The organism is Xylocopilactobacillus apis, assembly GCF_033095965.1.
Taxonomy (GTDB): Bacteria; Bacillota; Bacilli; order Lactobacillales; family Lactobacillaceae; genus Xylocopilactobacillus; species Xylocopilactobacillus apis.
Genome location: NZ_AP026801.1, coordinates 1471857 through 1485247 on the forward strand (window position 1 = coordinate 1471857; position 13391 = coordinate 1485247).

Below are 13391 nucleotides of genomic sequence, written 5' to 3' on the forward strand. Positions count from 1 at the left end.
TTATAAATCGGCTAAAACTTTTTTAGTATTTAAAACTATGGATCTATTTTCGTCAACTTCTAGATTTTTTGACGAATAAAATCGTTTTGGAAAACATTTCTTTGAGAACTCATTTCTTGAAGGAACCAATCCTTTACTGCTTGCTAGATCGTATAAATGAGGCTCATAGTTATCATCTTTCATCCAACCTTTGATTTGTTTTAAAATCACATCTTCGATTGATGTATAGCTCGCTGTAGAACGAGTAACCACGTAACACGGCATCTTAAAGAAATCGCCAGACCAAGAAAAACAGTTATATCCTAATATTTCTGCAAAAGATGCTAGTAATTCTGGTGTCCACTCGAAATTAACATCCGGCAGATCATGAAAACTATCTGGTGTAAGAGCATTTACGGCCAGAAAATCCTGGTTACTAAGTAATTGTTCAATTTTGTCTTGAACCGCCTGATCAATAGTATCATTTCGTTTCATATTATCTTTATCTGCATAAAATTTGCTGGAAACTGGAATTAATCCTGACTTTTTAAGATCGTCATTTCCGCGTAAATTCCATGTCCCTTCACCCATTCCAGCATCAATAAAAATCTGTTTAATTTCTTTTAATGTTAATTGATTTTTCACATGGACTTTTAAGTATTGCGGCCATAAATCTGCCGGTTCTCTTTTTAGTGTCGGTTGATAAGTTTTTCTTAAAATAAATTCTCCCGATACTTCTACGTCTAAATTCAATGCATTAATAAAACTTGCAAGTGCCATTTTATCATCAGTATTAGTTAACTCTGCTTCCTCAGGCCATAATTCTATGTAATTGTGATAAAAGATCTTAAGTGACAAAATTGGGTAGATTTTCAGTTCACGATTAAGATAATCAGTTAGCGAATCACCTAAAAATTCTTTGGCAAAATTAACATCCAGCCACATAACATTTTGTCCATTTAACACAATCTCTAGATTTTTTGCCGCCTCTTGTTGCAAAGTATAATTAGCCCAACCAAATTGTTTTTTTAAATTACCTAACGAAACGGGATGATTTTGAGTTTTCAAAAATTCAACTATCTGTTCTCCGATTGTTAACGGTTGACTGCCAAGAACAAAAATATCATTATTTCGACCAGGTGAATATACAAAATCAACAGGATAAAGCCGTTGAAAAATTTGATAAAACTCATCGGTTGTCATGGATTTTGGCAGATCTTCTTTTAATTGTTCAAATAACCAAGCATCACGAACATAGTGGTAACCATCGGCAAAATGGTCATCAACTAGTTTTTTTGCTCGTTCAAAAATTACTAGATCATAATTTTCTTTCTCAAAAAGCTTATATTTTCCCTTGCCAATCGGAATGTACTCCGATTGATTAGATAACCTTCCTTGAAACGCTCTCAAAGATGGAAATGCTTCATAACCTAACTTTTCTTTAGACCATTCATTAATTTGATCATATTCATCAACGTCAATTATCTTAGTTTTACGATAACTGCAGTACTCTTCAATGATTTTTATTTTTGGTACTCGTTTAGTAGAAATAAGCCGTCTATTATCTTGATCGAGCCTATAATTTAAATTGTCTATCGCCTGATTAAATTCATCAGCTTTAAGTTCTAAGTGATTATTTTCAAAAACTTGCTTAATTTCTGCGATTGAATGAATTTGTCCATCTAACAAAATTGGCAGTAAAACATCAACAAACATTTGCAAATAATCATCACTGGTAAGAAAGTACTGATTCAAATCAGAATCGATAATTGTACTTTCAATTAGTCGATTATTTTCTTCACTGAAATATTTACTTAATGTCATCGGCTGACATTTCCCAAGCACTAGAAGCTTAAGTGTAAAGTTATGATTTTGCCACCACTGAATAAAAACGTTAGAGACCTTCTTATCAATTTGACGGACTCTTTCCCTCGTAATTCCCCACTTTTCACCTAGTTCTTCTAATGTCAGAATATCTGAGCTCATTTTTCGATATTTCAAAACTGCTTTTGAACGTTCATCGAGCTGATCTATAAATTCATTAACGTAATATTCAACCGAATTGGGCAAAAGATCGTTTAACAGATGCCAGCTTCTTTCAATTAAATCATCCGGGTATTGATCAAAATCTTCTTTAAAATAGATTGCGAGCGCTTTTCTTATAATCGCCATTTGTTCGTCTTGCTCTTTATTATCAACAAAATTTTTAATCTTCTCTGGAGCATCTTTTAACGAAACGACAAATTTCTTTTTATTTAAAAGAGTATTTATCAAACGTAAATATTCATTGATAGTAATTATTAGATCATCTGGCTCATCTTTAAGGATGAGATGTGAAAACGGCAATATTGGTAGAAATAGTTCCGGTGAATTAATCTGTTTATCAATTATTTTCGGAGCTGATTTAATTGTTGCAAGAATTTTTTGCTTTTTATTCTCTCCAATTCCAGGAAAATTAAAAATCTTGTTTAATAAATCCGGTGTAATTTGATCTGTATTTTGAATTCCGTTTTTATAAAAGGAGTTAATAATTAATCGATCTTTATTTTCATCAAATAAAATTTTTATTGGAATCGATTGATTAACATCTACAACTTCGATGTCTTCAGCTAATTCAAAATCGATAAGATTTCGAATTTTATTTTCAATAAATTTCTGTTTCCCCTTTCCAATTCCCGGCATTTTATAAATTTTCTGAAGTCTTTCTGAAGTTAGTTCATCCAGATAGGTAACACCTGCATCTGCAAAGTGATTAATAATTAAAGCATTATGCTGATAGTTAAATAACTCATCGACTTTAACTCGTTTTGAATCAAAAATTGTTAACCTTAACGGAATAATAATCGTAATCTCACTATCATTGAAAATCTGGGTTAACATTTCAAGGTTTATTCTAGAATCCAAAAAAGTAATTTGATTTAAAATAAGTCCAAATAGAGTTCCGTATGACTTTAACGCATCGAATTTAGATAAAGAAATTAATAAAGTATGCTCTTCAATAAAATGTTCGATTTCAATTGGTCGCGGATCGACAACAACACAAGTATTACGATCCCAAGTAAATTTTTTAAATACATCTTCATTTTGATCCACTTGCACCGAAATGCCAAACAAACTTAATAATTGCGTTAGCTCACTGAAAGAATCTGGATTCTCTAAGTTAAGTTCTCGCAAGATGTCTGGACTAAACCAATATTGATTATCCTTTTGATTAAACTCTAGTTTAATTTCTTTTCTAATAAAAACGTCAACCCAATGCTTGACTTGTTCTTTCGTCCAAAAATTAGGAAAGAATACTCCCTCTTTCACTTTGAATTCACTCCGTCCTAAAAAAGTCTTATACCATATTATGCTAAAAAAGATGGCTTTTGTCGTTAATCTTTATAAAATAATCGTCAAAATATGATTTATCGAAAGAAATTTTATTTCATTTACTAAATGTTTTTCCCTAACAAAAAAGATCCGGTATTTGCTCCGAATCTTTTTATATTTTGTTAGTAAGCCATAAAACCTGCGTATTCCCCTTGGATCCATTGATCCTTGCCGACCTTATAGAATCCGTTTTGCTTACCTGATACTTTCCAGTGGCTGCCATGCATTAACTTGCGTCCTGCATAATAACCGTTTGTTGTACTTGCACTCTTCCAAAGGTTGACGCCATAACCTTTCTTGTAGACGATCTTAACCTCGCCTCGAAGAGGAGTTACGGTATTAATTGGACTAAACGTTACGTACTTACCGTTAATCCATTGATTATTACCAACTCGATAGAATGTTTCACCCTTGGCATTTACCGCTTTATGACTAATTTTCCATGAACTACCGTGAACTAACCGTTGACCAGTACTTGCTCCAGCTGGAGCATTGTATACCATAATGCCATAACCCGGTACATAATTAATGTAGCCAACAGCCTTATACGCAGTTATTTCCCAATCACTTGTACTTGGCGTATTACTATTATCGGATGGTAACACCGTAATATTTCTTACCATCTCAGTTACTGCACCACTTGTGCTAGTTGCTTTATAAGTAACCTGATAGATTCCTGGTTTACGAGTATCTACCGTACCGGTTACAGTAACTTGCGGAGTTCCGTCCGTATTTTTCGCAATCCCTTCAAAATTAGGAAGTTTATTGTAATCTCCGCCATAATTGTTGAAGATTGACCATGAACCTACCACTTTGTAGTTATTGATATCAAAATTATCACCGACATGAATTGTTGTATTCGTTGATCCTTGGAATGAGAATACCGGAGCCGATGAATCACTTACCGTTACAGGAACTGTAATACTTGCTTTATCTTTTGGATCACTTGGATTGGTGTAAGTATAGACAACTGGATAGCTGCCAGCTTTTGTCATGTCTAATTTGCTGGTGTCAACCGTTAGTGCTGTAAAAGGTATCCCATTAATTGTGCCTTTATTATCAGCAGTTTTTAAAGTTCCACTGCCGCGGTAGAAATCATTTTGATAATTGTTAATTGCAGTATTGTAATCTCCGCTGTTGTCAGCGTACCCCATTGGCCACTGTGCATATGAGTTCTTAGTATCAGAATTACTAATTCCAAAACCACCATACATGTAAAGTGGGGAGCTCACTCCTACTCCTTTGTCAGTCTGTTTGAAACTACCGTCATTTTGCTGCCAGCTGTCTAAGAAGGATGATACTAAGATCTGCTGCAGCTTAGTAGGGCTTCCTACTAAATCAGGATTACCAGCTACTAAAATTCTTGCAAGTAAGTTCTTAAAGTTCTGAGGAACGTCTGCTGCTTTCAACACTGCGCCATCATCATAAGTTGTAGTATACGGTCTAAAGTTAACATTGAATGGATCATTGCCCCCACTGATATCTGTTGTTGAGAATGATGGTTTTGTATCTTGTTTACTTGGAGCAGGCACTGCTTCTTTATCGTAAACTACGACATTGATTCTTGCGTTACCTGCATTTTTGTTTAAACGAGGAAGAGTTGCTTCAACCCACTGGTTGCTCTTAACCCAATCTTTACTCTTACCCGTAACATTTGAAACTTCTTGAGCAAGTTCATCTTCTGTGACACCTTGTTTAGAAGCTGCCTCACTGATTGTAACTAGCTTATAACCAGTTCCGTCTGTTCCATGACCGTTGCCATCGGCACCAGAGTCGGTGAATTCGTTAGTAGGCTTATCAGCACCCGAATCCCTAATATTCGTTTCATTTTGAGTTGGATCATTATTCAAAACTGCTAATTTCAAAATCTTTGAAGCATTATCTTCGGTTGACTTACCAGCAGGATCATTCTTGCCATATGGATAGTAAGTTCCATCAATTGTAACACCTGCTCCAGGATCTCCAGGATCTGCAATCATATCTGTCGAAACGGGTCCGATGGAGAAATCCTGTGACACAAAATATCGACTATTATTCTTATGATTGGCACTTGAATCATAAGAAAAATCACCACTAGGATTATTATAAAGATTTGAATTAAAGTAAGCCCTCTTTGAACCATCACCTTGAGAAGTATTATTACCAGAAATTAACGATTTTAATTCATACCTTCCACTGAAATTTTTATGGAGAACAATTGTTCCTTCTATATAATATTTTCCCTCAAAGTTAGGTGAATCAATATTTCTATTATAGTCTGCCGGCGAGATCCATTTGTTATAAATAATCGGTTTGGCATCAAGTGTTAATTTTCCATTAAAATCTTTGGTTCTTATATTTTTATCCCACGTTTGGACAAAATACTGATTTTGATTCCAAAGTTGAAATTTATCATAAGGGGAATCCAATTTTATTTGAGAAGTACTACCTATAAAAGGATTATTTAAATCTTTTTTAGAATTGTCAGGAGGCACCGTATTATCCATGTCATTGCCTCCAATAGAACTAGAATCGAATGAAATTGAATCACCAGTTGTTCCAACTGCTCCAAATTTTCTAAATAAGTTATTATCACCATTTCCCGGTTGTACAGAGAATCTAATGTCTAAAGGATGACTGGAGGATTTTGTTAAATTAACATTAATTCTTTTAGATGAAGAATTACTAGCTGCTGTCCCATTAGGACTTGCGCCTACAATTTGTTCAAAAGTACCTGTATCAAAAGTACCCGCAAAAAAGTAAACTGGGTCTCCACTATCGTCTTTAACATAGTTAACATATGCATCTGTTGATAATTTAATAGGACCTTTTACATTGGGATTGTTTGGATCAGTTAAATCCAAAAATTCTTGAGGTTGAATGGACGAATTAGTAACTCCATTTCTTGAATCCAATGCAGTTCCATCAAGCGTTACTGTTGCTTGACTACTCATTACAGTTGAATAAGGGTTATTATATGATTTATACATCCAACTTGAAACAGGTGCTTCATAGGTAAAACTTTTTTTAACTTGACCGTTAGAAAAACTTCCCGTATTTGTCAATTGGTTGGTTAAATCATCAATTCCTGCACTATTAATTGTCGGATCATTAGTTGCAAAATGATTGGCATCATATGCTTCTTTGAAATAACTAGAAGGTTGAAATAAATGTTCTACTTTACCAACATTTGATCCTCTTGTAGGATCGTTAGTTCCAGCAACTTTACTTTCTGATCCATCTTTTCTTGTCATATTAGCAGCATTTACAAGACCTCCTTTTTGATCATAAGGAGTTCCTTCTGACATCTTAAAATCTGGAATTGAAGAAGCTGATCTTGGAGAGAATTTTTTGCCTGAATCAACTTTGGGGTCAAATAAGGCATTTGTATCAATCATATGTAGCTTTTTAGGGTCAGGTATTCCTGACATTCCTCCACCTCCGAACCAACTATCAATTGTCTGATTAGAACTTGTTGTTATAATATTATTAACTACATTGTTATAACCAACTGTACCATTGAATAAGTTATTATATTCACGGTATTGATTACCATTCTGACCAAGGCCAAATTTATCGGGTCCACCTAGTCCGTTAGCAGAACTAACGTAGTTATTTTCGCTCAAGGGCCCAGGCCAATTAGCCGTTGTGACACTTGACGCACTATAGGTCTTTTCATAAGCATGATTATAAGCAACGTCTTTCCAAGTCTTGCCATTAGACCCAACAATCTCGTTATTAGCTCCCTCATCACCAGGGGCTGTGGTAGACTGAATAGCTTTCATCGGTGCTGACTCTTGCAGTGAATTGGTTCCAATTAATTTCTTCTTAGTAATTAAATTAGCGATTTGTTTGGCAGTTGTCCCTTTGGGAACGACAATTGTTCCTCCACCGTTACTGCTGTCAAACCAATAACTAGTCTTTTTAGAATAATTAATCTTGTTCAGCGTCTCTTGTGGAGTTGTCGTCATATTAAGTCCCGCAATATCAAGACTGCCTTCTTTATCTAAGGCATAAAGACTGTTGTCCACATAGTTATTAAGACGGATTCCTTCGTTTACACTTGGTTGAGTTTTGTTATTAAGCTTGAATATTGCGGTAGCTTTCTTACCCGTCGTCTTGCTCTGAGCCACAATTGTAATACTAGAAGTTGCCTCTCTAATAATATTTGCTTCATTTTGCGCAACATTATCATATCCGTTCACATAGATTTGAGCATACGCATCATCTGCATTACCAAAGAAAGCCGTACCCAATACATCTGAAATATTACGGCCAACATTTTGATTAGTTGGATCTTCCGTAATTCGGCCTTTAATAATACTGTCCCCATCAGAATCTGTCGGATCATCGGTTCCGCTTTCCGCAGCCTGTTTTAGACGTGCTCCAACTCCACTCTTCTCATTATTGAAATCGAGAATTTGGGCAATAAAACCTAAGGCAACATTGTATTTATCATAAGTTTCTTTATACCCTGCCTTATCATTATTGCCTGTTGTGTCATTAAAAAGCACTTTCCGGGCATTTGAATCTTTGTCATTAGTTGCAATCGATAAATCGATCAATTGACGAACAACTTTTTGAGCAGTTGGATTCTCCCCTAAAGCATTCATAGTTGGGTACCAATCGACAACCCCATCGTTAGGACCAGCGTTTTGCAACAGTTGATCGTAATCTCCAAGACTGGGATTATCAACATCGTAATCCCAATTATTTTCGGCATGAACTGACACTACCGGTGTTACTGCTGTCATCGCACTTGAAATTGGTGATAATAATAACAAACCCGTACTAGCTAAGCCAGTAAGCTTTAAATTCATAAAATTCTCCTATTTTTGAAGTGTTTTTGTGATACGGTGAAATTATATCACTTTTTTTCACTGTTTTTTTTTTTTTTTCTTATTAGCGTTATTTTTTATTGAATAAAATTAACTGTTAAGAATTCTTCTTAAACCTAACAGAAAATTACAATTCTGTATTTGACGCTAATAACAAATCAAAATTTTGCGAAAATCAATACATGATAATTGTTATTGAATAAGTATCCTTGAAGAACATTTGTCTTTTATATCGTTCAAGTCTTCTAAATTTATAGCTTTATATCAGTAATTTCTATTACTACATCGTTAAGTTTCTAAGCAAAAAAAAGACTCGGAAAATAAATCCGAATCCTTTCTTATTTTTTAATACGATTTAAAGCTGACATAGTCGCTTTGAATCCACTGATCTTTGCCAACCTTGTAGAACCCATTCTGCTTGCCAGTTACTTTCCAGCTAGTGCCATGCATTAACTTGCGTCCTGCATAGTAACCGCCTGTAGTGCTTGCTGACTTCCAAAGGTTGACGCCATAACCCTTCTTATAGACAATCTTAACTTCGCCTTTTAAAGTAATCATTGTACTAATTGGACTAAATGATACATACTTCCCGTTGATCCATTGATTGCTGCCAACCTGGTAGAAGGTCTCTCCCTTGGCATTCACTGCCTTCTGGCTAACTTTCCATGCAGTACCGTGATTTAGTCTTACTCCCGTAGAAGATCCAGCGGGTGCATTGTAAACCATGATGCCATAACCTGGTACGTAATTGATGTAACCTATTGCTTTATTTGCAGTAACATTCCAATCGTTACTATTTGATGGTAACACGGTAATGTTTCTCACCATCTCGGTTACGGCTCCCGTTGTACTCGTTGCCTTATATGTAATCTGGTAAATTCCTGGCTTTTGTGTATCAATTTTACCAGTTACTGTTACTTTAGGAGTTCCATTTGTATTTTTAGCAATCCCTTCAAAATTAGGAAGCTTACTGTAGTCTCCGCCATAATTGTTAAAAATTGACCATGAACCAACTACTTTGTAGTTATTAATATCAAATTTTTCACCTACGTGAATTGTGGTATTCGTTGATCCTTGGAATGAGAATACTGGAGCCGATGAATCACTCACGGTTACTGGTACCGTAATACTTGCCGTGTCTTTTGGATCATTTGGATTGGTGTAAGTATATACAACTGGATAGGTTCCAGCTTTGGTAATGTCTAATTTGCTGATATCGGCAGTTAAAGCAGAGAAAGGAATCCCACTAATCTTGCTTCCATCTGTTGTAACTAAATCTTTACTTCCTCGATAGAAATCATCTGAATAACTTGTAACTGAAGTTTGATAATCGCCACTGTTATCTGTATAACCTTTTGGCCAATGAGCATAGGAATTCTTGGTATCAGAGTTACTAATTCCGAATCCTCCGTACATGTAAAGCGGTGAACTGACTCCAGCTCCTGTATCGGTCTGTTTATGACTGCCGTCATTTTGCTGCCAGCTGTCTAAGAATGATGACACTAAGATTTGCTGCAGTTTAGCAGTGCTTCCTACTAAATCAGGATTGCCAGCAACAAGAGTCTTACTTAATAAGTTCTTAAAGTTCTGAGGAACATCAGCAGCTTTCAATACTGCTCCGTCATCATAAGTTGTAGTATACGGTCTGAAACTAACGTTAAATGGATCATTTCCTCCACTAACATCAGTTGTAGAGAACGATGGTTTTGTGTCCTCCTTAGTTGGCGCAGGAACTGCCTCTTTATCGTAGACTACGACGTTGATTCTTGCGTTACCTGCATTTTTGTTTAGACGAGGAAGCGTTGCTTGAACCCAGCGAGTATTTTTAACCCAATCTTTAGTTTTTCCAGTAACTTTTGATACTTCTTCTGCAAGTTCGTCTTCAGTAACACCTTGCTTAGTTGCTGCATCACTAATTGTAACTAACTTGTAGCCAGTTCCATCAGTTCCATGACCATTGCTGTCAGCGCCAGTGTCAGTGAACTCGTTAGTAGGCTTTTTATGAGTAACCAAATCTTCGTTAGCTTCATTATGTTCTGGGGCATTATTCAAAACTGCCAGTTGCAAAATCTTAGAAGCATTATCTTCCGTTGACTTACCTGCAGGATCATCTTTCCCGTACGGATAATAAGTTCCATCAATGGTAACACCCGCACCAGAAACTCCCGGATCAGTAATCATATCCGTCGAAACAGGTCCAATTGAGAAATCTTGTGATACAAAATTACGACTGTTATTTTCGAATTTCTTAGTTTTGGAAAAATATCCGTTAGGATTGTTATAGAGATTGGAATTAAAATATGCTCTCTTGGACCCATCTCCTTGAGAAAAATGTTCACCAATCACATATTTTTTTAAATCATATTTATGACTAGACGGATTTTCACGTAAAACAAATGCTCCAGTTATATAGTAATTGCCTTCAAAATTAGGTGAATCAAAATTTCTATCATCTGCTCCAAAACCAGTATCATCATTGTAAATGATAGGGCTAGAATCTAACGTTAAATTGCCAGAAAAATCTTTGGTTCTTATATTTTTATCCCAAGTTTGTACATAATACTCTGATTCATCCCAAAGTTGAATCTTATCATATGGAGACTCTAATTTTATTTGATCAGAACTATTTACAAAAGGATTGTTTAAATTTCCAATATTTTCTGATCCAGAGATATCACCTGAATCACTACCTGACATATTAGGCTCATTTATTATTTTTCCTGATGTTCCTACTACACCATATTTTTGAAATGTATTACGGTTATCTGAATTAGCAGGTATTGATGGTACCAAAGAAAAATTAATATCAAGAGAATGATTATCCGATTTTTTTAGATCAATATCAATTGTTTTTGATGAAGAATTCCCAACTCCCATAACATTTTGATAAGTATCTTTATCAAAAACACCCGCAAAAAAGTAAGTTAGATCTCCATTATCATCTTTAACGTATTTAACATAGGCATCCGATGATAACTTGATTGGTCCCTTTACATTAGGATTATTGGGATCATCTAAATTCAAATATTCTTGAGGCTGAATCGTTGAATTAGTTACTCCATTTCTTACAGTAGCAGCCGTACCATCAAGAGTTACCGCTGCTTGACTACTAACGACAGTCGAATAAGGATTATTATATGACTTATACATCCAACTTGAAACGGGAGCCTCATAAGTAAAACTCTTTTTTACTTGACCGTTAGAAAAACTTCCACTATTTAGAAGTTGATTAATTAAATCTCCATTTCCTGAAGAATTAATTTTTGGATCATTAGTCGCAAAGTGATTAGCATCATAAGATTCTTTAAAATAACTTGATGGTTGAAATAGATGCTTTACTTTACCTACATTTGATCCTTTCATAGGATCAATTGTGCCAGCAACTTTATTCTCTAAAGAGCTTTTTTTACTAGACATATTAGCCGCATTGGGTATTGCGTCTTTTTGGTCATAAGGGGTTCCTTCAGACATTTTAAAATCAGGAATCGAAGCTGCTGATTTGGGCATAAATTTTTTACTAGCAGAAATTTCTGAATCAAATAGAACATTAGTGTCAATCATATGTAGCTTATCATCGTCAAGAGCACCACCAAACCAACTCTGATACGTTGCATAAGGACTCGTTGTAATTATGCCGTTGGGACCAAATCCGCCGTGACCAGATCCATTAAAGATATTACTATATTCACGATACCGTTCTCCATATTTCCAAAGAATATCTCTATCAGGTCCACCCAAACCAGCAATAGGTGAAACATAATTATTCTGAGGGTAAGGCATTGGACCATTAGAATCCATAACTCTTCCAACATTGGATCCTCTTAAAATTGGTTCATAAGCGTGACTATAAGAAACGTCTTTCCAAGTCTTACCGTTAGAGCCGATGATCTCGTTATTAGCTCCCTCATCTCCCGGTGCTGTAGTAGATTGAATAGCCTTCATTGAGGCTACCTCTTGAAGTGAATTAGCTCCCATTAATTTCTTCTTCGAGATGATTTCTGCAATTTGTTTTGCAGTTGTGCCTCTTGGTACGACAATCGTACTTCCACCGTTGCTGCTGTCAAACCAATAGCTCGTCTTCTTGGAAAAATTAAGCTGATCAATTACATTTTGCGAAGTCGTCGTCATGTTTAATCCTGCAACGTCAACATTGCTATCTTTGTCCAAGGCATAAAGACTATTATCCACATAGTTATTAAGTCTAGTTCCTGCAGCTACATTTGGTTGAGTTTTGTTATTAAGCTTAAAAATTGCCGTCGCTTTTTTGCCCGTACTCTTGCTTTGGGCGACAATTGTAATACTTGATGTGGTCTCTCTAATTATATTTGCTGCATTTTGCGCGACATTATCATATCCATTGATATAGATTTGAGCATACGCATCATCAGCATTACCAAAGAAAGCCGTTCCCAACACGTCTGAAATATTACGGCCAACATTTTTATTACTAGGATCTTCCGTAATTCGACCCTTGATAATACTGTCCCCATCGGAATCTGTCGGATCATCGGTTCCAACCTCGGCTGCTTGTTTTAGGCGCGCTCCCGTTCCGCTTTTCTCATTATTAAAATCAAGAATTTGCGCAATGAACCCCAAAGCGACGCTGTATTTATCATACGTTTCCTTGTAGCCAGATTTATTATTGCTCCCTGTCGTGTCGTTAAACAGCACTTTACGGGCATTAGAATTTTTGTCATTAGTTGCAAGTGATAAATCAATCAACTGTTGAACTACTTTTTGTGCAGTTGGGTTCGCTCCTAAAGCATTTTTGGTTGGATACCAATCAACAACTCCATCTGTTGGCCCAGCGTTTTGTAATAATTGATCGTAATCTCCAAGGCTAGGATTATCCACATCATAGTCCCAGTTATTCTCAGCATGAACTGGCACCGCTGTTGCTGTCATTGCCGTCGAAATCGGTGACAATAATAAAAGAGCGATACTTGATAATCCAGCTATTTTAAATTTCATATATTCTCCTTTTATGAAGTAAAGTTTCGTTTTTATATTCTATCACAAGATGTTACATGACCAAAATTTACATTTAGATACATTATCTATATTGCTATTAATATCAATTTTAATCAGTTTTAATCAAAAAAATAATCATAATTTATAAAGAAATAAAATTTCTATTTTTCGATGTTAATTTATAGATTTAAAAATATGACGGTAAATTTATTATTCGAAAATAATTTATAAAAACATATCAAAATCGATTGT

General features: G+C 35.4%; 3 protein-coding genes. All 3 read right to left on the reverse strand.

What is annotated here, in order from left to right:
• Window positions 1–3288, reverse strand: coding sequence for a sigma factor-like helix-turn-helix DNA-binding protein (locus R8749_RS07015; RefSeq protein WP_317695361.1), 3288 nt, complete (start codon window positions 3286–3288; stop codon window positions 1–3).
• 185 nt (window positions 3289–3473) lie between these two features.
• The gene (locus R8749_RS07020) at window positions 3474–8150 is read right to left on the reverse strand and encodes an immunoglobulin-like domain-containing protein (protein WP_317695363.1); all 4677 of its coding nucleotides are present in this window, start codon (window positions 8148–8150) and stop codon (window positions 3474–3476) included.
• Window positions 8151–8513: 363 nt separating this feature from the next.
• Entirely contained in the window at window positions 8514–13139 is a 4626-nt protein-coding gene (locus tag R8749_RS07025) for an immunoglobulin-like domain-containing protein (RefSeq protein WP_317695365.1), read from the reverse strand.
• Window positions 13140–13391: the final 252 nt, after the last annotated feature.

Excerpts from the sequence above, each read along its gene's own strand:
- R8749_RS07020 (WP_317695363.1), bottom strand. The coding sequence starts at position 8,150 with ATGAATTTAAAGCTTACTGGCTTAGCTAGTACGGGTTTGTTATTATTA.
- R8749_RS07025 (WP_317695365.1), bottom strand. The coding sequence starts at position 13,139 with ATGAAATTTAAAATAGCTGGATTATCAAGTATCGCTCTTTTATTATTG.